Consider the following 23,718-nt stretch of genomic DNA (forward strand, 5'->3'; position numbering starts at 1 on the left):
AGTAACCGGCAACCTTTAATGTCTGATTAACCTATTTTCGCGGTCGTTGTATTAGCGGTCAGTCATGCGTCGTGAGGAGGCCAAGCCGTCCTTCCGATCATTTTCGCCGGTGGCTGGGGTTTGCACACGATCGTCACCAGAACGAAGCTGACATAAAGCAACAGGTACCAGGAGCCCAATTTCTGCAGCGATACCATGTGCCACTCCGTCTGGCCGGGATAAAGCCATATGCCCGTTGCCGTGCCGATGTTCTCGGCAATCCAGAGAAAGATGCTGGTGAGGAAGGCCGCCAGAACCAACGGCATCCAGCGTGCCTCCCGCTCCACGGTAAAATAGATCCGCACCCGCCCGAAAAGCAGAAGCGTGGCCGCAAACAGCCCGAGGCGCATATCGCCTGTTTCAGTCCAAACAGAATGAATTCGGCAAGCGCCGGTGGCAGCCTGGCCAGCTGCTGGCGGATCCACACCCGTATGGGTTCAAGGACAGGTCCGGTCTGGTGATTTTTGATGGGCTGCATCAGCTGTGTGCGAAAATATCCGTGTCTTCCCAGCCGATCAGGTCAAGCTTGGAACGGGTCGGCAGGAAGGCGAAACAGGCGTCGGCATGCTCGGCGCGGCCGTCGCGGATCAGGCGCGCCGTCAGCTTGTCGCGCAGCGCATGCAGATGCAGCACGTCGGATGCGGCATATTCCAGCTGTGCCTGCGAAAGTTTTTCGGCGGCCCAGTCGGAGGACTGCTGCTGCTTGGAAATATCGACCTCTAGCAGTTCCTTCAGATTGTCCTTCAGCCCGTGCCGGTCCGTATAGGTCCGCGTCAGCCGCGAGGCGATCTTGGTGCAGAACACCGGTGTCGTCGTCACACCGAACGTGTGAAACAACACGGCGATATCGAAGCGGCCGAAGTGGAAAATCTTCTGGCGGGTCGGGTCTTGCAGCATGGTAACGAGGTTCGGCGCCTGCGTCTGGCCCTTGGCAATCCGGATCACGTCGGCCGTGCCGTCGCCCGGCGAAAGCTGGACGAGGCAGAGCCGGTCACGGCGCGGAACGAGGCCGAGCGTTTCGGTATCGATGGCGATGGCACCCTTGTAGCGGGCAGCGTCTTCAACTGAGATATCGCCTTCGTGAAGCCGTATTGTATTTGCCATGGAAAACCCCACATCAGCCGGACGATGTGCCGCGCTTTGGTTCAAGTCGTTGGGCTATAGCGCAACTTCGCCGGAAGCGATACCGTCTCCTCACGCCCGGGGGAGACCTGTGGCGTTGATCGGGCATCAGTTGGAACGTAGATGTTGACCCTGCAGACTGTTTTTCTCTCCACCTCCCTGGTTCTCTCCGCTGTCCCGGCCGTCGCGGCGCCGCTCTCCACTGCGCCTGTTGAGCTTGCGCAGGTCTACACCGACCTGCCGGGTGTGAAGACACCGGAAGAGGCGTTCGATGCCAAACGGATTTACTGCGAACAGACGGTCGTCGAGCGCGAGGGGCACCCGACCTTTGCTCCGCGCTACCGGACCATCAACAATTGCCGCCAGGGCGACGGCCCGGTGTTCCAGTCTCCCGGCACGCCCCGCTCGATCGACCGCTATATGCGCGGTCTCGATTATTAGCCCGATCCTCGCGGCCAGCCGCCTTGCAAATCGGCGGATCATCAATACAAGTTCGGCCAAGAGGAATGCCGGGCCTTTCCCGCGCCCGGCCAGGGAGATGATTTCATGCCTGAAACGCAACGGCCGCTGGCCATCTGCGCGCCGGAGCCGCGCACGCTCGATCTGATCTTCACGCCGCAGGCACTGGAGAAGCTGAAAGCCGGATATCGGATCGTCGAAGCCGATCCGGACAATATCGCCGGGCTCAGCGATGATATCCTCGGTGAAGCCCGCTACATCATCGGCCAGCCGCCCTTGAGCGCCGAGACCTTGGCGCGGATGCCGCAGCTGCGTTGTATCCTCAATGTCGAAAGCAACCTGATCAACAACATGCCCTATGAGGTGCTGTTTGCCCGCGGCATCCATGTGGTGACGACGGGCCAAGTGTTTGCCGAGCCGGTCGCCGAGATGGGCCTTGCCATGGCGCTGAACATCGCCCGCGGCATCGTCGATGCGGACGTCGATTTTCGCGAGGGCCGGGAGCTCTGGGGTGGCGAAAGCAATGTCCAAGCGAGGCTGCTTTCGGGCGCCGATGTCGGCATCATCGGTTTTGGCGATCTCGGCAAGGCGCTGAACCGGGTGCTCTCCGGTTTTCGCACCCATACCCGCGTCTACGACCCCTGGATGCCGGCCTCGATCCTGATCGATAACGGCGTTACGCCGTCGAGCCTGGAGGATGTTTTGACGCAGAGTGATTTCATCTTCGTCGTCGCGGCCGTTACCAGCGAGAACCAGCATTTCCTCGGCGCTCCTGCGTTTGCCAGCATGCGTCAGGGCGCCGCCTTCATCCTGCTCAGCCGCGCCAATGTCGTCGATTTCGATGCGCTGATGGCGGCGGTCGCAAGCGGCCATATCGTGGCAGCCAGCGACGTCTATCCCGACGAGCCATTGCCGCTTGATCATCCCGTCCGCAACCTCAAGGGTTTTCTCCGCTCGGCCCATCGGGCTGGAGCGCTCGATAGCGCCTTCAAGAAAATGGGCGACATGGTGCTGGAGGATATGGACCTGATGGACCGCAACCTGCCGCCGATGCGCTGCAAGCGGGCGGAGCGCGAGACGGTGTCCCGCATGCGTTCCAAGCCCGTCAGCGTCAACTGACCCCCATCAACCGGCGGTCGCCGGCTTCAGCTTGGATGTGCCTGCCGAAAGTACCAAGGGTGCCGCCATCAGGCAAAGCGCTCCGGCGATCATCAGCGCGGGCAGGTAGCTCGCGTAATTGTCGCGGATGAAGCCGCCGCCGAACGCTGCAAAAGCGGCGCCGATCTGGTGGCCGGTGAACACCCAGCCGAACACCATGTTGGCGCGCTCGCGGCCGAAATGCTGGGCGGTGAGCTTGACTGTCGGCGGAACGGTGGCCACCCAATCCAGCCCGTAGAAAATGGCGAAGATCGACAGGCCGAGGAATTCGAAGCCGGTGAACGGCAGCCAGAGCAGCGACAATCCGCGCAGGCCATAATACCAGAACAACAGCCAGCGATTGTCGTAACGGTCGGACAGCCAGCCCGAGGCGACGGTCCCGGCGAAATCGAACAGGCCGATGATGGCGAGAATGCCGGTCGCGGTGATCGCCGTCATGCCGTAATCGGCGCAGAGCGAGACGAAATGCGTCTGGATCAGCCCGTTGGTCGAGGCGCCGCAGACGAAGAACGACAGGAACAGAACCCAGAAAATCCGCGTCTTCGAAGCCTCGATCAGCACGTCGATCGGCGAATTGGTCTTGAGCGGACCTGTTGCTGGCGGGTCGTCGACCACCTGGCCGTAGGGGCGCAGACCCAGGTCGGAAGGCCTGTCGCGCATGAACAGCAGCATGGCCACGGCGCAGACGAACAGCATGCCGAGAATGAACAGGATGGCCGCACGCCAGCCATAGGCTTCCGTCAGCGCCGCGATCAGCGGCATGAACACGAGCTGGCCGGTGGCGGTGCTGGCCGTCAACAGACCGATCACAAGGCCGCGCCGGGCCGTAAACCAGCGGGTGGCAACCGTTGCGCCCATGACCATCGCCGTCAGCCCGGTGCCTGTGCCGACGACGAAGCCCCAGAGCACGACCAACTGCCAGACTTCGCGCATGAACAGCGACAGCCCCATGCCGATGAAAACCACGGTCAGCGCCGTCAGCGCCATCAAACGCATGCCGAAGCGGTTCATCAGCGCCGCCGCAAACGGCGCCATCAACCCGAACAGGATGAAGCGCATGGCCAGCGCCGCCGAAATCTCGGTAGCCTCCCAGCCGAATTCCTTCTGCAGTGGCAGGATCAGCACCGAAGGCGCGCCGATCGTGCCGGCGGTGACGAGCATGGTGAGGAATGCGGTGGCAGCAACGATCCAGCCATAGTGGATATCCCGTTGTTCAAGCCGTTTGGAGAGCGTTGTGGAGAGCATGGGCAGGGTTCTCAACGGGCGCCGGCATCAGGAGCGATGCGACGGAGTGACTATTGATGTAAAAGTCACTAATACAAAAGCTTTCATGATGCAAGTTACTGGCGGGGAGGATGGCGAACAGCGTGGGGCTGTGCCTCATCGGCAAGACGGTTCGGGAAGTGTAGGGGTAGAAAAGCGCAAAGAGACGATCTCTACTGACGATCTCAGAGGAGTTTACCGCCGTCTCTGGGGCCGGGGAAAATTCAGGCTTGGCGGATTGATTTCAGAGAGAAATTTTCGGCGTCTATCGGCTTGCCGGTCAGCCCATCGACATAGATCGGTTGTGCGGCCGCCCCTGTTTCAGTGTCGGTCAGCCGCATGGTCACGCCACGATCGGCAAAATGCCGGTTGCCGAACACCGATAGCGCGATCAACAGCGGCTGCAATTCACGTCCCATACCGGTCAGCAGATACTCGTAGCGCACCGGCCGGTCCTGATAGGCGCGCTTTTCCAGAAGCCCGGCTTCGACCAGCGATTTCAGCCGGCGGGTCAGGATGTTCGGCGCAATGCCGGTGCTTTTCTGGAATTCGTCGAATTTGGTGCGGCCGAAGAAGACATCCCGCAGGATGAGAATGCTCCACCATTCGCCGACCCGGTCGAGGGTGCGGGCGATGGGGCAATTCATCTCGTCGAAGTTCCGGCGCTGCATGGCCCTTATGTAGAGCCTCGGCTTGCATCATGCAAGTTGCTCGGCGTCACCCACCGTTGACCCGGCGCATCGCCGCAAGGATCGAGTCCTTGGTCTCGTGGCCGGTTTTGTAGAGGCCGAGCATGACGGTGGCGGCATCGCGGCCATCATCGCTGTCGAGGGCCGTGCGGGTTTGCCGGCACCACTCCTCGAGCGCGCCGCAGACCACTTCGATTTCACTCTGATTCAAGGCCATGTCCGAGAGAAACGACATTGCTTCACCTATCGTTCGAAACATACCCAGTTCGGACCGATAGTGTAGAGCCTTCAGCAGCGCTGACAAGTCCCAGATCTTAGGGTATTAAGCCGGAGAATGAGCTGTCGCGCAGCGGATTTGCCGGTCGCGACGCCTGCTCCGTCCGATCAATCCGCCCGGGCTGCCGACGCTTCGACCAGCGAGGCTGCGATGGCCATGGCAAGGAGCTTGCCCTTGGCCCTCACCATGCCGCTATCGAAATCGCGTGCCGACAGCGCGAGGTCCATGCCCTCGCGCATCAGAATTTGTTGTGCCCTGTAAACTGCCCAGTTTTCGACGTCGTCGCGCTTCTGCATTGCGCCTGCCCCCCGGCTAAATCATTTAGCGTTGTCGTTCGGCTCTCAATCCGGTCTGGACGCAGGCACATGAGGCGAATCAGCTGAGCACGTGACCAGAATGCGTCATTTCCTTGAAATCGAAAGCAGAATTTTTGAGCGGTGATTAATGGGGGTGAAGCCGCCTCACGCGGGGCGCGACCGGCCTTCCAGACGGTCGAGCACCGCGCGGGGGGGGGCGGCATATGCGCTAATCGCCGCGCGATTTCCCGCTGCCGCGCACCGCGCCTGCATCTGTCTTCTCAACCTCGAAAGCTTGCGGAAAATTCTTCCGGGCCAAGGCCTCGTTGAGCTTCAGCAGGCCCTCGTATGAGGCCGGATCAAAACCCCGTTCCGCCGGCAGCAGTTCGCGCCCGAACAGGCGGCAGAGGCGCTCTCCATCCAGATTGCCGCGCTGGAACGGCGTCGTGCCGAAATACTGCCAGAGCGCCTGCACGAAGCCGATATCGGCCAGTGCCACCGTCTGATCCATGGTCCGCTGCCGCGGCCATGCCGTCAAAGGGGTGACCTTGGAATTGGCCCGGCGCAGGGTGAACTGCCATTGGGTTCCGAGCAGGCCGGGCGGAAAGCCGCGATGCTTGGGCATTTCAGGGGTCTTGGCCATGGCGTCACACCTCGAACACGTCTTCGAAAGCTTCCGGGAAGTTCTTGCGCCCTACCCGTTCGTCGATCCGCAGCAATGCCTCATAGGATGTGGCGTTGAACGGCTCCTCGGCCGGCACGACTTCGCGGCCGAACAAAAGGTTCAGCCGTCCGGCATCGAGATTGCCGCGCTCGAACGGCTCGGTGCCAAACTGGTGCCAGAGCGCATGCAGGAAGGCGGCATCGACCTTCTGTTCGATCGAGTTCGGTCGGGCGAGGCGCTGCAACGCCTTGAGCGGCGTGACGCCCTTCTCGTTCGCCCGCCGGATGGTGAAATGATGGCCGTGGCCCGGCAAGCCGGAGGGAAAGCCCCTGTGTTTTGTCATCTCGGGCCGCTTGGCCATCTTGGTCTCCTTACGCCTTAGCCGAGCCGGCCGGGGCGATCTTGTCCTGCGTCTTCGTATCGAAGTCGGAGGCGTCGTGGCGTTCATGCAATTGTTCGGCGGGATCGCCGCTCAGACGGTTGACCATGCGGCCGCGCTTGACCGCCGGGCGGGCGGCGATCTCGGCCGTCCAGCGCTGGACGTTCTTATAACTCTGCACATCGAGGAAGGTACCGGCATCGCCATAGGCCTGACCGAGCGCCAAGTTGCCATACCAGGGCCAGGTGGCCATGTCGGCGATGGTGTATTCCGAACCGGCCAGGAACTGGTTGTCGGCCAGATGCCGGTCGAGCACGTCGAGCTGGCGCTTCACTTCCATGGCGTAGCGGTCGATGGCGTATTTGATGTGCATCGGCGCATAGGCATAGAAATGGCCAAAGCCGCCGCCGAGGAAGGGGGCCGAGCCCATCTGCCAGAACAGCCAGTTGAACGTCTCGGTGCGGGCGCGAAGGTCCGTTGGCAGGAAGGCGCCAAACTTTTCGGCGAGATAAAGCAGGATCGAGGCGGATTCAAACACGCGCACCGGCGCACCGCCGCCCTTCGGCGCATGGTCCATCAGCGCCGGGATTTTCGAGTTCGGATTGACGTCGACAAAACCCGAGCCGAACTGGTCGCCATCGCCGATTTTAATCAGCCAGGCGTCGTATTCCGCATCCTTGTGCCTCGCCGCCAGCAGTTCCTCCAGCATGATCGTCACCTTGACGCCATTCGGCGTGCCAAGCGAATAGAGCTGCAGCGGATGTCTGCCGACCGGCAGCGCCTTATCCTGCGTCGGTCCGGCGATCGGCCGGTTGATATTGGCAAACGTGCCGCCATTGCCCTTGTCCCAAGTCCAGACCTTCGGGACTTCGTAACCGGCGGGAAAATTATCGGCGGGATTTTTTTCGGTCATGGTGTGGTCCTTGATAGTGGGAGGTGCGCGCGAGAGGGGAGCACAGTAGGCATATGGGAAGCGAGCCATGATTTTCGCTAGTGTCGATGTCAATTTCCCCAAAGGCGTATTTTCTTTCTCCGTCATCCTCGGGCTTGACCCGAGGATCCATGCCCAACATTCCGGCGGAGTGTGTATCTGTGGATCCTCGGGTCAAGCCCGAGGATGACGGCTGTGAGTTCAAAAGCCTGTGAAGGCTATAGCGGTATCGTGTCGTGCTTGCGCCACAGTTGCTCTTTCCGTTTGCCGCGCAGCGAGGCAAAGGCGCGGGAAAGGCGGCGGCGGGAGGAGTGCGGCATGATCACCTCGTCGATAAAACCGCGTTCGGCGGCGACGAAGGGGTTGGCGAAGCGTTCCTCGTATTCCTTCGTCCGGGCGGCGATTTTGTCTGCGTCGCCGAGTTCGGAGCGGTAGAGGATTTCGGTGGCGCCTTTGGCGCCCATCACGGCGATTTCGGCGGTCGGCCAGGCATAGTTGACGTCGGCGCCGATATGTTTCGACGCCATGACGTCATAGGCGCCGCCATAGGCTTTTCGGGTGATCAGCGTCACCATCGGCACGGTCGCCTGTGAATAGGCGAACAGAAGCTTGGCGCCGTGCTTGATGACGCCGCCATATTCCTGCGCCACGCCGGGCAGGAAGCCGGGCACGTCGACCAGCGTCAGGATCGGGATCGAGAAGGCATCGCAGAAACGCACGAAGCGGGCAGCCTTTCGCGATGAGTCGATATCCAGGCACCCGGCCAGCACCATTGGCTGGTTGGCGACGACGCCGACGCTCTGGCCTTCCAGCCGGATGAAGCCGGTGATGATGTTGCGGGCAAACGCCTCCTGAAGCTCGAAGAAATCGCCTTCGTCGGCGATCGCATGAATGAGCTCCTTCATGTCGTAGGGTTTTGCCGAGCTGTCGGGGATCAGCGTGTCGAGCCGGTTTTCAAGGCGGGCCGGATCGTCGTGGAACGGGCGGACCGGCGGCTTTTCGCGGTTGTTGAGCGGCAGGAAATCAAACAGCAGGCGGACCTGTTCCAAGGTCTCGATATCGTTTTCATAGGCCGCGTCGGCAACCGAGGATTTCTTCGTATGGGTACCGGCGCCGCCCAGCTCTTCGGCCGTGACGATCTCGTTGGTGACGGTCTTGACCACGTCCGGGCCGGTGACGAACATGTAGGAACTGTCGCGCACCATGAAGATGAAGTCGGTCATCGCCGGCGAATAGACCGCACCTCCGGCGCAGGGCCCCATGATCACGGAAATCTGTGGGATGACGCCCGACGCCTCGGCATTGCGGCGGAACACTTCGGCATAACCGGCAAGCGAGGCGACACCTTCCTGGATGCGGGCACCGCCGGAATCGTTCAGCCCGATCACCGGCGCACCGTTGCGCACGGCCATGTCCATGATCTTGCAGATTTTCTGCGCATGGGTTTCGGACAGCGAACCGCCGAGCACGGTGAAATCCTGCGAGAAGACATAGACCTGGCGGCCGTTGATCGTGCCCCAGCCGGTGACGACGCCGTCGCCGGCCACCTTCTGCTCCGCCATGCCGAAATCGACGGCGCGGTGGGTGACGTACATGTCGTATTCTTCGAACGAGCCTTCGTCGAGCAGCACCTCGATGCGCTCGCGTGCCGTCAGCTTGCCCTTGGCATGCTGGGCATCGATGCGCTTCTGCCCGCCGCCAAGACGCGCTTCAGTGCGACGCGCTTCCACGGTGTCGATGATATTGCGCATGCTTCCTCCCGTCGTCTTTGTCTCCTGCTTAGCCGGAAACACGATCGAAGGAAATCACCGATCGTGTCAGTGGGCCGCCTGTTGGACGAAGGGGAATCCGATCCAGGCCGCATCTTTTCCGGTCAAGGCGCGTTAGCCGCTGATGTCAACGGAGAAAAAGCCAATGCCCCTGAAAGCCCTCGCCCTGAACGGCACGCTCAAATCCTCTTTCTCGACCGAGAAATCATCGACCGCGCAAATGCTCGACCTGATCGCGGTTGAGTTCACCAAGTACGACGTCAGCACCGACACCATCTGGCTTGCTGATCATAATATCAAGCCGGGCGTAACCTCTGACGAAGGGGAGGGCGATGAATGGCCGGAGATCCGCAGCAAGATCCTGGCCGCCGATATTCTAATCATGGGCACCCCCATCTGGATGGGGCAGCCGGGCAGCGTCTGCAAGCGGGCTCTCGAACGCATGGACGCGTTTCTCGATGAAACCGATGATGCCGGGCGAATGGTTTCCTATGGCAAGGTTGCCGCCGTCGCGGTGGTCGGCAACGAAGACGGCGCCCATCATGTCTCGGCCGAAGTCTATCAGGCGCTCAACGATGTCGGCTTCACCATCCCGGCCAATGCGGTGGCCTATTGGGTCGGCGAGGCGATGGGCTCGGTCAATTTCGTCGATCTGGACACGGTTCCCGAGGTGGTTGAGACGATGATCTCCATGCTTGCCCGCAATACCGCGCATCTTGCCGGTCTGCTCAAAGCCTCACAATATCCCGGCGAAGACACGTAACTGATCCGCCCTCGCCGGAAAATCCGCCTAAGCGGGATCAGCACCCATCACCAGCCCCTCGATGTCATGCTTCTGGGTGATGGGCACCAGTTCATCGACGACGCGGCAGATGAGGTGCTTCTTGGCTTTCGCAGGCAGGGCATCGAAATAGTCCTGCGTCACCATCATGTCGTGCAGTTCCGCATGGCCGGCACCGGGCGCATCGACGCCCAAGACCATGACCGGCCGGGCGATCGGCGACAGGTGTTCGGTACCGCGATGGACGGTCAAAGCAGAGCGGCAGGAAATGTCGCCGCGCTGCGGGAATTTGCGGGTAGCGCGTTCCTGAAAAGGAGCCCAGAGCGCCTTGTCCGGAAACATCTCGTGTTTCCATTCGCGGCCGTCATCATACTGGGTGCCGGGGGCGATCTCGAACGGTCCCATATCCGGCGTGACATCGACGCCGGTCAGGTTGAAGGCGAGCGAGGTGATGCGGCGGTCTACATAGGTGTCTTCCGGTGACGGAAAATCGCGATGCCAGGGCTGGTACCGCGCACCTTCGAACGGTACGTCCAAGCCGATCTCGACGATCTGGTAATCGGGCCCCAGTGCATTCTCGCACATGGCGATCACCCATGGGTGCATGATCAGATCGACGAAGCCGCGAAAATCCTGCGGATGGATTTCCACGTACCAGCGCCGCGGACCACGGCCGACCGCGCCGCCCGGACGCTGGATGGCCGACCAGAAAGCCGTCATCATGTCCTCCCGCATCGCATCGGCCCATTCGGGCGCAAAGGCGCCCTTCAGTCCGGTGATGCCGTCCTCCTTCAGGGTCTTGAGATTGTCCTGCAGGTCATACGAAAATCGCGATGGTGCATTCATGATCGGTCTCCTCCGTTATTCCCAGCCTAGTGCAATTAATATTTATTAGTCAATATGCTTATGAGAATAAATGAGCTAGATTTCCCGCTCTGTCCGGGGAATTGCAGTCTTGACGAAAACCAAACATGAAAAACCGCCGCGCCGCGTGACGATGACGGATGTTGCGCGGCTTGCCGGCTGCTCGCAGGCGACCGTGTCGTTTGTTCTGAACAATGCGACGGGGGTGACGATCTCGGCGGAAACGCGCGGCAAGGTCATCGAGGCGGCCCGCGCGCTGGGCTATGGCGCGTCGTCGCTGATCCATCGGTCGGTGCTCGGCAATTTGCACAGTGGCACGATCGGCTTCATCTGCGATCAGCTGGCGACGACGCCGGAATCGGTCAATGCCATCGAGGGCGCGCGGCAGGCCTGCTGGGACGAGGGGGCGACCATCCTCGTTGCCCAGACGATGGGCAATCCTGACCGCGAGGAAAAGGCCGTCGAGGCGATGTTGCGCAGCGGCATCGAGGGACTGATCTACATGACGATCTTTACCCGGCAGGTAACGCCGCCCGCTTTTCTCGAAGGTCTTCCGGTCCCCGTCGTGCTGCTCAATTGCTACGCGCCGGAAAGCCGCTTTCCGTCCGTCGTTCCCGATGAAGTCGCCGGCGGTTTTGCCGCCACCGAGACGCTGATCCGGCTTGGCCATCGGCGCATCGCGACCATTATCGGCGAACCGTTCATGCAAGCCGCGCAGGACCGGTTGAGGGGGTACAAGAAGGCGCTGGCAAAGGCCGGTATCGCCTATGATGCCGGCCTAGTCGGCGAGGGCAACTGGTCGCCGACCTCGGGGTTCGAGGCGACGCAGCGTTTTCTGGCGCTGAAGGACCGCCCGACCGCTTTCTTCTGCCAGAACGACAAGATGGCATCCGGCTGCTACAACGCGCTGCGCGATGCCGGCCTGAAAATCCCGCAGGATGTCTCGGTCATCGGCTATGACGACGACGAACTCTGCCGTCACCTGCGGCCGCAGTTGAGCACGCTGATCCTGCCGCACCGGGCCATGGGCGCCTGGGCGATCGGGCAGCTTGGCAAGGGACGCAGATCCGGCAAGGAGACCTATCCGCTGACCAAGATGGATTGCAACCTCATCGAACGCGATTCACTCGCGGCCCCGACGTAGCCCAGACAGAAGATTATCCGGCTACAGATGCGTGCTCGCTACCGGCCTATCAAGCGACGTTGCGCAAGGCCGGGTCGGGGATCGGCACAGCTGCCATCAGCGCCCGCGTATAGGCGTCCTGCGGATTTTCGAACACCGACCGGCGCGATCCCATTTCGACGATGCGGCCGGAGCGCATGACCGCGACATTGTGCGACATGCGCTCGATCACCGCCATGTCGTGCGAGATCAGCAGATAGGCAAGCCCCATCGTCTCCTGCAGTTCCAGCATCAGATCGAGCACGCGGGCGCGCACGGAGACGTCAAGGGCTGCAACGCTTTCATCGGCGACGATCAGTTTCGGGCCGAGCGTCAGCGCCCGGGCGATGCAGATGCGCTGGCGCTGGCCCCCGGAAAATTCGTGCGGATAGCGGCTGGCGGCATCGGGCTGCAGGCCGACGCGGCGCAGGAGTTCCGCCACGCGGTCGTCGCGCTCGCCCTTGTTGGCGAGGCCATGGATGATCAGCGGTTCGGCGATGGCGGCGCCGACCGCCATGCGCGGATCGAGCGAGGCATAAGGATCCTGAAAGATCATCTGGGCGCTGCGCCGCACCGGCCGCATCTGGCGTTGGCTGAGGCCGCCAATATTCTGGCCGTCGATGACAACATCGCCGGTGAAGGGAATGAGGCCGAGCACGGCCTTGCCGGTGGTGGATTTGCCCGAACCGCTTTCGCCGACGAGGCCCAGTGTCTGGCCTGGAAGGATCTCGAAGGAGACGCCGCTGACAGCGGAAGCGGGCGGCTTCTTGCCCGAAAGCCAGCCGGTGGCCTTTCCATAGGTGACGTCCAGTCCGCGCACGGTCAGCACCGGTGTGCGATCAAGCGGCGGCGCATCCACCGCTGCGGGGCTGATACGCGGCGGGCCATCGGTGCCGGCATTGGCGCCGAGCCGGGGCACGGCGGCCAGCAATTCCTGGGTATAGCGTTGCGTCGGGGCGCTGAAGATCGGCAGGGCATCGCCCTGTTCGATGATGCGGCCTTGCTGCATGATGACGACGCGGTCGGCCATCTGCGCGACGACGCCCATGTCATGGGTAATCAGGATGATCGAGGCGCCGAATTCACGCTTCAGCTCGTCCATCAGCTTGAGGATCTGCGCCTGTACCGTCACGTCGAGCGCGGTCGTCGGTTCGTCGGCTATCAGCACCTTTGGACGGCAGGACAGCGCCATGGCGATCATCACCCGCTGGCGCATGCCGCCGGAGAGCTCATGCGGATATTGTTTCAGCCGTTTGGCAGGCTCCGTCATGTGGACGGCATCGAGCATGCGCAGCGCCACCGCATCGGCACTGTCACCCTCCGATCCCTGATGCTCGCGAATGGCTTCGGTCAGCTGCGCGCCGATCGACATCACCGGATTGAGCGAGGTCATCGGCTCCTGGAACACCATGGCGACATCGCCGCCACGGACGCTGCGCATGGCGCTGTTGGACAGGCGCGACAGTTCCCGGCCTTCGAGCGCGATGCTGCCGGAGGCGATCTGCAACGACGCCTTCGGCAGAAGCCCCATGATGGCCAGCGACGTCACCGATTTTCCCGAGCCGCTTTCGCCGGCAATGCAGAGCGTTTCCCCAAGCTTCAGATCGAAACTGACGTCGTCGAGAACGCGCCTGCGGCCTTCCGGTGTGCGGGCATCGACGCAGAGCTTGCCGACGGTGAGGACCGATGGGGAAACGGGAAAAGCAGATGTCACGCGAACACGATCCTCGGGAAATAGAAGGAGACGACCCAATTGGGCATATCGACGATCTCGCTGATTCTGAGATCGCCGCAGACCGAGCAGAGCAGATAGGCATCGACGGGGTTCATGCCATGCTCGGAGCCGAGCAGATCGATCATCCGCATCAGCGCTTCGCGGGCGCCGGTCATCAGGTCCGGGCCGATGCCGGTCGTCACTTCATAACCCATGCCGTCGAGATGGCGGGTGACGGGACCGGTGGTGGTGAAGCGCGGGCTTTGCAGGCGTGCGTCCTTGACCAGCTCGATCGTCGCCTCGACTTCCATCTGGCTTTCGATGGCGGTGCCGCAGACTTCACCGTCGCCCTGGGCGGCGTGGGTGTCGCCGATCGAAAACAGCGCGCCCTCGACCTCGACCGGCAGATAGAGCAGCACGCCGGATGTCAGGTCGCGGATATCGAGATTGCCGCCGACCCGGCGCGGCGGCACGACGGAATGCAGGCCGGGTTCTGCCGGGGCAACGCCGATCGTGCCGGCAAAAGGTTTCAACGGCACCTTGCCGCCCGGGCCATAGAGCGACGGCGCCATGCTGTGCGGATCGTAGGACCACATATGCAAAGCCGGTTCCTTGAACTGGTCGGCCAGCAGGCCAAAGCCCGGAATATTAGCGGTCCAGCCGACACCGGACGGGATGAAGCGGCGGATCGTCACCTTCAGGGCATCGCCCGGCTTGGCACCTTCGACATAGACAGGGCCGGTGACAGGATTGATCTTGTTGAAATCGAGCCCCGCCAGGGTTTCGAGCGTCGAACCGGCACCGAGCTGGCCACCGGAGGAATCCAGGCATTCGAAATGGATGGTCTCACCGGGCTTGGCGATGAGAGCGGGTTCGAAATCCTTGTTCCAGCCGAAATTGTGCTGGGCGCGGTGGATGGTGTGGGTGCAGGCGACGCACATTGGTTGTTCCTCGGATTTGGACTTTTTGCTGTGAGGCTTTGTCCCTTGGTCGATAAGCGGGCTATTGGATTCAGGGCGAGGCAAAAATCTCCGTCATTCCTGTGCTTGTCACAGGAATCCAGCCAGCCCAAGTCTTTGGGCTGAAAGGCCCTTTGACCCGACGGACGTCGGGTCGCTGGATCCCCGCCACAAGGGCGAGGATGACGGAAGATGGATGTCGGCAACATCAAACAACTGCCTTTGTGTTTTCCAGTAGACTCGCCGTTTACTCCTTCACGAAGATCGCGTCGTAGTTGATGACGCGGGTCGGATCGATGTAGATATTGCCGTCGCCGCCCATGCGCGGCGACTTGGCGACGACGCGGCGTTCGTTGGTGACCGGGATCCACGGTGCGTCGGCCATGATATCGGTGAAGATCTTGCCCCATTCGGCCTGACGCTCGCCAGCCTTGGCCGGGTCCGACATCGAATCGGCCGCAATTGCGCGGGCATCGAGATCCTTGTTGCAATACCAGGACCAGTTCCAGCCGCCCTGGACAGCACCCGAGCAACCGAGGATCGGACCGTAGAAATTAGACGGATCCGGGAAGTCGGCGATCCAGGCCATACCGCCCGACCAGATCATCGGCGCTTCACCTTCGGTGCCGCCGGCGGCGATCACGTTGGCCTGCGCCAGAGCGCGAACTTCGGCCTTGACGCCGACAGCGGCCAGATCCTGCTGGATTGCCTGCGCGATGCGCGGCTGCGGATCGGTATTGGTCGAGTAGAGGATCGTTTCGAAACCATCCGGGAAGCCGGCTTCCGCCAAGAGCGCCTTGGCCTTTTCGACGTCGAAGGCATAGCCGGTGAAGGCTTTGTCATAGCCCGGCATCAGCGGCGGCAGCGGCTGGTTGGCAGCGGTGGCGCGGCCGTTGAGGATGCGGGTGATGCGCTCCTTGTTGATGGCCATGTTGAGGGCCTGGCGGACCTTCACGTTGTCGAACGGAGCCACCTTGGTGTTCAGCGTGATGTAGCCGGTATGCAGCTGGGCGCCATCGACGATGATCTCGGCACCTTCCGGCGAGTTCTTGATTTCGAGGAACTTGGCCGGCGGCACGCCGTCACCGGCAATATCGACTTCGCCCTTCTGCAGGCGCAGCAGCGCCACCAGCGGCTCCTGACCGACTTCGACGGTGAACTTGTCGATATGCGGCATGTCTTTGACGAAGTAATCCGGGTTGCGCTCGAACACGAGACGCTGGCCGATGGTCCATTCCTTCAGCACGAACGTCCCTGAACCGACCGGCTTCTTGCCGAAATCACCGGCTTCCGCCTCGACAGCTTCCTTGGGTACGACGGAGGCGAAGTTGATGGCGAGAACGTGCAGGAAGGTGGCGTCGGGACGCGACAACGTGAAGACGACGGTCTGATCATCCGGTGTGGCAATGCCGTCCAGAGTCGTCGACGTACCGCCGGTGACCGCGTCAAAACCCTTGATGGCGCCGAAGAAGCCGGCACCCGGGCCTTGCGTCTTCGGATCGACGGCGCGCTCGATCGAATATTTGACGTCGGAGGCGACAACTTCACGGCCGTTGGTGAACTTCACGCCCTTGCGCAGCTTGAACGTGTAGGTGAGGCCATCGGGCGAGACTGTAAAGCTCTCGGCCAACGATGGGATCAGGTCCGGCGTGCCCGGCGTATAATCCATCAGGCGCGAATAGAGGCTCTTGATCATCGACCAGTTGACCCAGTCGTAGCCTACTGCCGGATCGAGCGTGGCAATGTCGTCCTTGTAGGTGATGACGATATCGCCGCCTTGCTTGATGGCATCCTGCGCGAAGCCAGGCAGCGGGGTGAGGGCGAGGGCCATCGCGATTGTCGAATTTCGAAGCCAGCGTTTGAACATTTTTGAGTTCCCCTTTTTGGTTGCTGATGTGGTTAGCGCGCACGAATGCGCGGATCGATGAGTGGTGCGATCAGATCGGCGACGAGATTGCCGATGACGATGGCAAGTGCGGAAACCAGCGTCACGCCCATGATGATCGGGATATCGACCTGCTGGATTGCCTGCCAGGCGAGCTGGCCGGTGCCGGGCCAGCCGTAGACGGCCTCGACCACCACGACGCCGCTCATGAACTGGCCGATATCGATGCCGATCATGGCAATGATCGGTAAAAGCGCATTCGGCAGCGCATGGCGAAAGACGATACGGGCGGACGACAGGCCCTTGGCGCGGGCGGTGCGCACGTAATCCTGATTGAGCACGTCGATCATCGCCGAGCGCACCATGCGCGCATACCAGCCGGCCCCGAGAATGCCGAGCGTGGTGGCCGGCAGGACGACATGGGCGAAGGTGCCGAAGCCGCTCATCGGGAACCAGGCGAGCGTGACTGCGAAGACATAGAGAAGCAGAAGGGCCGCGACGAACTGCGGCGCCGACACGCCGACGAACGAGGCCATCATCACGAAACGATCGACCGGCCCGCCGCGGCGCACCGCCGCGATGACGCCGAGCAACAGCCCGAGCACCACCTCGACGAAGATACCGGCCGCCATCAGGATGAGCGTTGCCGGCAGCCGGGCGGCGATCAGCGCGCCGACATCGGTCTTTTGCGCGTAGGAGCGGCCGAGATTGCCCTCAGTGAGGCCCTTCAGGTAATTCCAGAATTGCGAGAAGAGCGGCTGGTCGAGGCCGAGTTCATGGCGGATATTGGCGACCGTCTGGGCAGTGGCGCTACGGCCGGCGATCATCCGGGCGGGATCGGCGGGCAAAGCGTAGAGCAGAAGGAAGGTGATGGCCGCGACGCCGAAAAGGATCAGCGCCGTCTGGACGAGCCGCCGCAGGATCAAAAAGATCATCTCAACCCCTTCCGCGCTGGGTCGGGTCGAGAATATCGCGCAGCGCATCGCCGACCAGGTTGAAGGAGAGCGCGGTCAACAGAATGACGGCGCCGGGGATGAACACCAGCCAGGGGGCTGCCTGGAAATAGCTCTGGCTTTCGAAGATGATATTGCCCCAGGAGGGCGTCGGCGGCTGTACGCCGATGCCCAGGAAGGACAGGGTCGCTTCCAGAAGCACGGTCGTGGCGATGCCGAGCGTGCCCCAGACGATCGCCGTCGGCATCAGATGCGGCAGGATGTGATGGAACAGGATGCGGATATGGCCGGCACCCAGCGACCGTTCGGCCAGGATGAAATCGCGCTCCACCAGTCCGCGCGTTTCGGTATAGACGATGCGGGCAACCTGTACCCAGTTGACCAGCGCGATCACCATCGCGACGATCCAGAGACTGGGGCGCAACAGCGCCGCCAGCACGATGGCCAGAAGCAGAGCCGGAAACGCCATCATCAGATCGGTGAAGCGCATCAGCGCATTGCCTATGAGGCCGCGCATATAGCCCGACAGGATGCCGATCAGCAGGCCGATCGTCACCGCGATACCATTGGCCACGAGGCCGATGATCAGCGATGTGCGGGCACCGTAGAGAAGGCGGGAGAACAGGTCGCGGCCGAGCGTGTCGGTGCCGAGCAGGAACTGGGCGCTCGGCGCCATCGGCGCGCCCTCGAGCGTCAGCCCGTCGAACATCTGTTCGTCGGGATTGTAGGGCGCAATCAATGGCGCTGCGATCGCCATGAAGATGACGAGGGCGACGATCGCCAGCCCGAACAGCGCCGACGGCTGGCGGATCATGCTTTTCAGGATGCGCATCAACCGGCCTCCGGCATGGGCTCGGCGCCACCGAGGATGGAGGCGGCGACCTGCTCCATCGGCATCCGGCGCCGCATCGCGCAATTGCGCAGGATCGTATAGGCGAGTTCCTCATCGACGTGACGCTCGGCAATAATCCGCTCGACGGCGGCATGGACCAGCGGCCGCAGGCGCACGCGCTCTTCCAGATGATTCAGCTTGTCGATCATCGCTTTGCGCTCGCGGTGAATGCCGAGCGCCATGACCAGAGCGGGGTAAACGGCCGAAGAGGCCAGCGGCTTGGCGATGATGGCGCCGACACCCTGTTGCATCGCCCAGGCAATCCGGCCGGGCGCTTCCGAGCCGAGCAGCGCCACCAGCGGGCGGGGGGCACTGCCGCCGCTCCATGGCAAAAGACCGTCCCAGCCTTGGTCGGCATCGACAAGTACGAAATCCGGCAGGTCGGTGGCATCGAGCGGCTGCCATTGAACCATCACCTGGAAGCCGATGAGCTTCAATTGCCGCGTCAGGCGTTCGGTGGTGTTGTCTTCCCGGTGCAGGATCGTGGAGCGCCAGCCGGTGAAATTCGGTGTTTCCCTCATGACACGACCCTCAGCTGTGCCGGCGGACGCGTGCGTCGGCCGGTGAGATAAGGATCGGCGGCGATGGCCGGCTGCGAGGCGATGATATCGAAACTGCCTTCATCATTGATCCGGCCGAGATGGAAGGGCAGGGCCGCATGGCGGGTATCGGGATTGATCAGGATTGGACCAAGGACGGTTGGATGCGGAGCGGCCGACAGTTGACGCGCGACGGCGGTCGGATCGTCCGTTCCGGCTGTGATGATGGCTTCAGTGCAAAGCTTGACCGAGGCATAGGCGCTGGCAAAAACGCTCGAAATACGCCGCTGGCTGCCGAACTTGGCTGCCACCTGCGCCTTGAAGGTGGCATTTTCCGGGGTCGCCACCGTATCGAAATAGGCGGCCGCGCAGAGCTGGCCGGTGGCGACACCGAGGCCGATATGGGGGAGTTCGCTTTCCTGCAGGTCGCAGCTGACGACCGGACAATTTTCCGGGAGGAAGGCCGGATTGCGCGCCCCAAGCGCGCGGATGGCGGCGAGAAAGGCGTAACTGGACGGGCCGATGAAATTGTTGAGGATGAAGCTCGGGCGGCGCTGCTCGATATCGAGCACGATGCGCTCGACTGCGGTTTCCTCCAGCGGCAGGTAGCGCTCGCCGAGCACCTCGCCACCGGCGTCCTCGATCAGCTCGCGGGCCAGCCGGTTCATCTCCCAACCCCAGACGTAGTTCGCGCCGACCAGATAGGGACGGCGGCCGAAGCGCGGGATCAGATAGTCGAACAGCGGCAAAAGATGCTGGTTGGGACAGCCGCCGGTATAGATGACATTGTCATTGGCTTCGAAGCCCTCGTAGGGGCACATGTACCAGAGCAGGCCGTCATGTTTTTCGACAAGCGGAATGACCTCCTTGCGGGCGAGCGAGGTAATGGTTCCGATAATATGCCGGCAGCCGTGATCGCGCAGCATCGCTCGGGCACCTTCGAGATAGGCGGCGATATCGGCATGGGGATCGATGGTGACCGGCTCGATGGCATTGCCATGGACGGCGCGAACTTCCTCGATCGCAAAATCGGCGCCGTCGCGCGCGTCGCGTCCGATCTCGGCATAAGGGCCGGTCGTCGAATAAAGGATGCCAATCCGTACCGCGTTTTTCATCAGCCCGCCAAAAACCAAAAACCCCACGACGCCGTGCCCATCTGAGATGGGAGCATCGTGGGGCCAAACTGCCCAGCGACCATAAGGTCATATCAAGGAAACTGCTTAATCCGTTGGCAGGATTAAAATACGGGCATTGCTGTCATGTCAAGCGCGATTCGTATGGCGACAACGCCTGCGGACTGGAGGTAAATCACTGATTCGTTCATGAGGGCGTCCCGGCAAAGCAGCGCCGCGGCCTTACAATACTGCGCGGCGGCCGATCGCCCAGCAAGATTCGTGCGCATTGCGCCGTTTCGACGTCCTTCACGAAAACGTCAAGCCATTCCACTTGCGGTTCAGGGTAAAGGTCCCTAACTGAACGATCTGAGATGTTACCGGTCACACCCTCTGTGGTTTGTGAACCGGCTTGCATGCACATTTAAGGTAGTGAGGGTACTCACCATCGGGCATCTCAAGCCGTTGCGTTTCGGCAACACTCAAAATCACAACCTGCAATTATGACAGAACATGACTGTAATTTTGATTGTTACAGTTCTTCGCCCATGTAATCTCGGCGTGCGGTTTCGGCCGCTGCCATTGGGGCTTGAATCGATATTTGGGGTGGGGGACGCTGATTTTTCAGCCACGAAAACCTGTGCCCAATCGAAACTTGATTGGATCCGAAATGACTATGAAGGCTATTCTTTTTGCCTCTGCTGCGGCCTTGACCACAGCAAACGGCGCATTTGCCGCCGACGCTATTGTTGCTGCTGAACCCGAGCCGATGGAATACGTTCGCGTCTGCGACGCGTTCGGCACCGGCTACTTCTACATCCCGGGAACAGAAACCTGCCTGAAAATCGGCGGTTACATCCGTTTCCAGACCGACTTCGGTCGCAATGAGTCGGGTTCGTCTGACTGGAACACCTTTACCCGCGCTCAGCTTGAGTTCCAGGCAAAGAACGACACCGAATTCGGCACGCTGACGAGCCTTGTTGCTCTGCGTACCAATGCCCGGAATTCCTCGGGTTCTTCGGACAACAAGACCTTCCTTGACCAGGGTTACATCGAAATCGCCGGTCTGCGCGTTGGTATGCAGTACAGCTGGTGGGATGACGACTTGAGCGGCGAAACCGATGCTATCGCCAGCAACGAAACCCGTCACAACGCCATTCGCTACCAGTACGAAACCGATGCTTTCAAGGCCGGTATCGCCGTGGAAGAGCTGGAAGACAGCTACAACACGAAGCCGGGCGAAGGCCCTAACAATGTCGGCATCACCGGTCAGGTTTCCGGTACGGTCGGCGCTGTCACCGGTTACCTGCTTGGCGGTTATGACACGGATACCGAAGAAGGCGCTGTCCGCGCGATCATCTATGCGGATCTCGGCCCAGGCCAGCTCGGCATCTACGGTGCTTATGCAACCGGCGCCAACTACTACTACGAAGAATCCGAATGGACGGTTGGCGCTCAGTACGAACTGAAGGTCAACGAAAAGTTCGCGATCACGCCAGGCGTTCAGTATTTCAGCAATATTGCCCTGAGCAGCACCGGCAACGGCTTTGGCGGTGGTGATGCCTGGACCGGCGGCGTAACGGTTGATTACAAGATCACCGACGGTCTCCGCAGCAAGGTGAGCGTTCAGTATCACGACGAAGACGATGGTGATGACGAAGTGTTCGGCTTCGTGCGCCTGCAGCGCGATTTCTAAATCGCCGTTTGATATCTGGCTAGCCGCGCAAAGGCCCGGCTAGCCAACGGTTCGTCACGGATTTGACTGACCTCCGATCAGTGACGGGGACGGTCCGGCTCCCTCCGGCCGTCCCGCACGGCCGCATTGCGCGGCGTCTCAGGGCGCAATCGCCCTTCCCATCGGACACTTGCCGCCGTCGATATGCGCCAGTTCCGATATGGCATCCTCGACGGATTTTTCCCCCAGAAGGCCAAGCAGGGCTTGCTCCGCTTTTTTGCTGAGCTTTGCCGACCATTCATTCATATTGCTTGAAATGAAGCACTCGGCGGGAATGTCGTCGCGCGTGCCCCAGATTTTCTTGTCCGGCATCACCGCCAGGTAAATCTCGCTCAGATATATCGCCTCCGCAGGCCGCCCGAGCCTATAACCACCCTGATATCCTTCCGAGGATACGAGGATGTTCTTCTGCATCAATGGCGCAACCAGTTTGCGCACAAGACTGGGCCTGGCATCGAGCTTCGCTGCCAGTGCATCGCTCGTCGAGCGCGTGTTGTTCTTTTCATTGACGGCGACTGTAATAATGATCTGCAGAGCCGAAGAGAAGCGTGTGTCCATCATGAGGGCACATACTACTGCACACTTTTGAAAAAACTAGATGATTAGTGCGGACATAGTAAAACTCTCCAGCGCTTTAACGCCAGAGGCATCGTCCTCAATAAAACTGCACCCGCTTGATCGGATCGCCAATCGTTTCGGGAGAATACGGCTCGGATTACATCGGCGCCGCTCGTGACGAACAAATGGGATTTCGGAAATGCGATTTCAATAGGGGTAATCCTCATATTGAGGGCGCCTCAGCGAAATTTGTATTTGCTGCATCTGGGGCATCGCCCTTTCGTGTCCGCTGCACCGTCGCTTCGAAATCGCAGATTCGCGGCCTTTCGCCGAGGATGCTGCAGCCGGAGGTGTTCAAGTAAATCATGAACGTGCAAGTTTCGGCAATGGAACTCGAAGTCCATGTTGGGCAGGCCGCTTCTTCTACGGTGAGGTCGAAGGCAGGAGTTTCACGATGTCCTGCCCGCCCGCCAATAGGCGACTACGAGATGCTGGTCGTTGTTCAGTTTCCAGGTTTGGCGTGCGAACTGCCGAATGGTTTTGAAGGCATTGAATTCGCAGGCGGTCCAAAGGTAGATGGTTTGGTCGCCCTGGGGCCTGGGCGTTTCGCTTACCGCTTGGACAAGGAGCGTGCCGGGGCTCTCTTCGTTGCGGATCAACCATTGAATATCGACATCGGCAGGCTTCTGCAGGTTCTGGATTTCGGCAGCGCCGGAAATTTCGAGATAGGCGACCCCGGCTGCATCGGCCGGCAGGTTTTCAAGCATGCGGGCGATGGCTGGAATAGCGGTCTCGTCGCCGGCAAACAGATACCAGCTCGCATCGACAAGTCCGCCACCGCCGGGGCCGAGTACGCCGACTTCCGTGCCGATGGTGACGGTCTCGGCAAAGCTTGATCCCGGTCCGGCATCGGCATGCAGCACGAAGTCGATATCGATTTGTCTCGTTTCCAGGTTCACCGAACGCACGGTGTATTTTCTCATGGACGGTTTCAGATCCGGCCGTTCCCACTCGATGATGCCGCTTGCCCCGACGAAGGGCCATTGCGGTTCCGCAAGACCGGGCTGCTGGATCAGCAGATTCAGATGCAGGGCGTCGAGGCGCGCGAAACGCGACGCGTTCTCGCAGTGGAAGGTGATGCGGCGCACATGCTGTGTCACATCCCGGCAGCCGGTAACCGTCAGAATCTGAAAATTCGGCGGCCGCGCCGTATCGTCATGGTCGCCGCTCCAACTGATCGCCGGCGCGGCTTCCCCTGCGAATTCGAGGATGTGCGATGCAACGGTCATGCGCGCGAAATAGAGGTGTTCGAAGTCCGGTGCTTGGATAACCACACGCGTCAGTGCCCCTTCAGCAGAGAAGCGGGCACTGCAGCCGGACAGGCGCAGCAGCACGTCGCCGGCTTCCTTGCTGATCTCGGCATTGTGTTCGAGCATGTGATTGCAGAGATCAGCAATCACGGGCTCTGGATCGGCAAGGTCGATGAGCGTCTGTGCCGTATAGGTCCGACCATCCATT

Annotated in this window: 25 protein-coding genes; 5 read left to right on the forward strand and 20 right to left on the reverse strand. The window is 61.2% G+C overall.

The features are described 5' to 3' along the window. Window positions 1-62: 62 nt before the first annotated feature. Both ACP7E6_RS17075 and ACP7E6_RS17080 read right to left on the reverse strand, forming a co-directional pair. On the reverse strand, window positions 63-389 hold the full coding sequence (locus tag ACP7E6_RS17075) for a DUF817 family protein (RefSeq protein ID WP_426230938.1): 327 nt from the start codon (window positions 387-389) through the stop codon (window positions 63-65). Window positions 390-516: 127 nt separating this feature from the next. Continuing rightward, entirely contained in the window at window positions 517-1,143 is a 627-nt protein-coding gene (locus ACP7E6_RS17080) for a ribonuclease D (RefSeq protein ID WP_426230939.1), read from the reverse strand. Window positions 1,144-1,284: 141 nt separating this feature from the next. Here ACP7E6_RS17080 and ACP7E6_RS17085 point away from each other — a divergent pair, with 141 nt between their 5' ends. Continuing rightward, complete coding sequence (locus ACP7E6_RS17085) at window positions 1,285-1,602, forward strand: hypothetical protein (RefSeq protein WP_426230940.1); 318 nt, start codon at window positions 1,285-1,287, stop codon at window positions 1,600-1,602. Between the two features lie 105 nt (window positions 1,603-1,707). After that, entirely contained in the window at window positions 1,708-2,739 is a 1,032-nt protein-coding gene (locus ACP7E6_RS17090) for a hydroxyacid dehydrogenase (protein ID WP_426230941.1), read from the forward strand. A 6-nt stretch (window positions 2,740-2,745) separates the two neighbouring features. Here ACP7E6_RS17090 and ACP7E6_RS17095 read toward each other — a convergent pair whose 3' ends face one another. The 8 genes from ACP7E6_RS17095 to ACP7E6_RS17130 form a co-directional block, all read right to left on the reverse strand. Next, complete coding sequence (locus tag ACP7E6_RS17095) at window positions 2,746-4,023, reverse strand: MFS transporter (protein WP_426230942.1); 1,278 nt, start codon at window positions 4,021-4,023, stop codon at window positions 2,746-2,748. Between the two features lie 242 nt (window positions 4,024-4,265). Beyond that, window positions 4,266-4,712: a winged helix-turn-helix transcriptional regulator gene (locus ACP7E6_RS17100; RefSeq protein WP_426230943.1), complete on the reverse strand. Its 447-nt coding sequence runs from the start codon at window positions 4,710-4,712 to the stop codon at window positions 4,266-4,268. A 46-nt stretch (window positions 4,713-4,758) separates the two neighbouring features. Beyond that, on the reverse strand, window positions 4,759-4,941 hold the full coding sequence (locus tag ACP7E6_RS17105; protein ID WP_426230944.1) for a hypothetical protein: 183 nt from the start codon (window positions 4,939-4,941) through the stop codon (window positions 4,759-4,761). 173 nt (window positions 4,942-5,114) lie between these two features. Further along, the gene (locus ACP7E6_RS17110) at window positions 5,115-5,303 is read right to left on the reverse strand and encodes a hypothetical protein (protein ID WP_426230945.1); all 189 of its coding nucleotides are present in this window, start codon (window positions 5,301-5,303) and stop codon (window positions 5,115-5,117) included. 229 nt (window positions 5,304-5,532) lie between these two features. Next, window positions 5,533-5,946 carry a hypothetical protein gene (locus tag ACP7E6_RS17115; protein WP_426230946.1) on the reverse strand — a complete coding sequence of 138 codons (414 nt, stop codon included), beginning with the start codon at window positions 5,944-5,946 and terminating at the stop codon, window positions 5,533-5,535. A 4-nt stretch (window positions 5,947-5,950) separates the two neighbouring features. Further along, on the reverse strand, window positions 5,951-6,328 hold the full coding sequence (locus ACP7E6_RS17120; protein WP_113246236.1) for a hypothetical protein: 378 nt from the start codon (window positions 6,326-6,328) through the stop codon (window positions 5,951-5,953). 10 nt (window positions 6,329-6,338) lie between these two features. Next, window positions 6,339-7,259: a glutathione-dependent disulfide-bond oxidoreductase gene (yghU, locus tag ACP7E6_RS17125; protein ID WP_426230947.1), complete on the reverse strand. Its 921-nt coding sequence runs from the start codon at window positions 7,257-7,259 to the stop codon at window positions 6,339-6,341. 236 nt (window positions 7,260-7,495) lie between these two features. Continuing rightward, window positions 7,496-9,028, reverse strand: coding sequence for an acyl-CoA carboxylase subunit beta (locus ACP7E6_RS17130; RefSeq protein WP_426230948.1), 1,533 nt, complete (start codon window positions 9,026-9,028; stop codon window positions 7,496-7,498). 163 nt (window positions 9,029-9,191) lie between these two features. Here ACP7E6_RS17130 and ACP7E6_RS17135 point away from each other — a divergent pair, with 163 nt between their 5' ends. Continuing rightward, window positions 9,192-9,809 (forward strand): flavodoxin family protein, encoded by a 618-nt coding sequence (locus tag ACP7E6_RS17135; protein WP_426230949.1) that lies wholly within the window; start codon window positions 9,192-9,194, stop codon window positions 9,807-9,809. 27 nt (window positions 9,810-9,836) lie between these two features. Here the strand turns inward: ACP7E6_RS17135 and ACP7E6_RS17140 are convergent, their stop codons facing one another. Then, window positions 9,837-10,673 carry a phytanoyl-CoA dioxygenase family protein gene (locus tag ACP7E6_RS17140; protein ID WP_426230950.1) on the reverse strand — a complete coding sequence of 279 codons (837 nt, stop codon included), beginning with the start codon at window positions 10,671-10,673 and terminating at the stop codon, window positions 9,837-9,839. Between the two features lie 109 nt (window positions 10,674-10,782). Between ACP7E6_RS17140 and ACP7E6_RS17145 the strand changes: the two genes are divergently transcribed. After that, window positions 10,783-11,835, forward strand: coding sequence for a LacI family DNA-binding transcriptional regulator (locus ACP7E6_RS17145; protein WP_426230951.1), 1,053 nt, complete (start codon window positions 10,783-10,785; stop codon window positions 11,833-11,835). Window positions 11,836-11,884: 49 nt separating this feature from the next. Here the strand turns inward: ACP7E6_RS17145 and ACP7E6_RS17150 are convergent, their stop codons facing one another. The 7 genes from ACP7E6_RS17150 to ACP7E6_RS17180 form a co-directional block, all read right to left on the reverse strand. Continuing rightward, complete coding sequence (locus ACP7E6_RS17150; RefSeq protein ID WP_426230952.1) at window positions 11,885-13,567, reverse strand: ABC transporter ATP-binding protein; 1,683 nt, start codon at window positions 13,565-13,567, stop codon at window positions 11,885-11,887. After that, window positions 13,564-14,508 carry an acetamidase/formamidase family protein gene (locus tag ACP7E6_RS17155; RefSeq protein WP_426230953.1) on the reverse strand — a complete coding sequence of 315 codons (945 nt, stop codon included), beginning with the start codon at window positions 14,506-14,508 and terminating at the stop codon, window positions 13,564-13,566. Before ACP7E6_RS17155 ends, ACP7E6_RS17150 begins: the two co-directional genes overlap by 4 nt. Window positions 14,509-14,773: 265 nt before the next feature. Next, a complete protein-coding gene (locus tag ACP7E6_RS17160) occupies window positions 14,774-16,393 on the reverse strand; it encodes an ABC transporter substrate-binding protein (RefSeq protein ID WP_426230954.1) in 1,620 nt (539 codons plus the stop codon). Window positions 16,394-16,425: 32 nt separating this feature from the next. After that, window positions 16,426-17,346 carry an ABC transporter permease gene (locus ACP7E6_RS17165; RefSeq protein WP_426230955.1) on the reverse strand — a complete coding sequence of 307 codons (921 nt, stop codon included), beginning with the start codon at window positions 17,344-17,346 and terminating at the stop codon, window positions 16,426-16,428. 1 nt (window position 17,347) lies between these two features. Next, a complete protein-coding gene (locus ACP7E6_RS17170; RefSeq protein WP_426230956.1) occupies window positions 17,348-18,196 on the reverse strand; it encodes an ABC transporter permease in 849 nt (282 codons plus the stop codon). Then, window positions 18,196-18,777 carry an ANTAR domain-containing response regulator gene (locus tag ACP7E6_RS17175; RefSeq protein WP_426230957.1) on the reverse strand — a complete coding sequence of 194 codons (582 nt, stop codon included), beginning with the start codon at window positions 18,775-18,777 and terminating at the stop codon, window positions 18,196-18,198. Before ACP7E6_RS17175 ends, ACP7E6_RS17170 begins: the two co-directional genes overlap by 1 nt. After that, a complete protein-coding gene (locus ACP7E6_RS17180) occupies window positions 18,774-19,910 on the reverse strand; it encodes a transporter substrate-binding protein (protein WP_426230958.1) in 1,137 nt (378 codons plus the stop codon). The genes ACP7E6_RS17175 and ACP7E6_RS17180 overlap by 4 nt, the downstream gene beginning before the upstream one ends. A gap of 667 nt (window positions 19,911-20,577) precedes the next feature. On the opposite strand from ACP7E6_RS17180, the gene ACP7E6_RS17185 reads away from it, so the two are divergent. Beyond that, window positions 20,578-21,603, forward strand: a complete 1,026-nt coding sequence (locus ACP7E6_RS17185; protein ID WP_426230959.1) for a porin — start codon at window positions 20,578-20,580, stop codon at window positions 21,601-21,603. A gap of 138 nt (window positions 21,604-21,741) precedes the next feature. Here ACP7E6_RS17185 and ACP7E6_RS17190 read toward each other — a convergent pair whose 3' ends face one another. Beyond that, window positions 21,742-22,203 (reverse strand): RrF2 family transcriptional regulator, encoded by a 462-nt coding sequence (locus ACP7E6_RS17190; RefSeq protein WP_426230960.1) that lies wholly within the window; start codon window positions 22,201-22,203, stop codon window positions 21,742-21,744. Window positions 22,204-22,649: 446 nt separating this feature from the next. Further along, window positions 22,650-23,717 (reverse strand): DUF2218 domain-containing protein, encoded by a 1,068-nt coding sequence (locus ACP7E6_RS17195; protein ID WP_426230961.1) that lies wholly within the window; start codon window positions 23,715-23,717, stop codon window positions 22,650-22,652. Window position 23,718 lies beyond the last annotated feature (1 nt).

The sequence above is a fragment of the Pararhizobium sp. DWP3-4 genome (assembly GCF_049898205.1).
In the GTDB taxonomy this organism is placed as follows: Bacteria; Pseudomonadota; Alphaproteobacteria; order Rhizobiales; family Rhizobiaceae; genus Pararhizobium.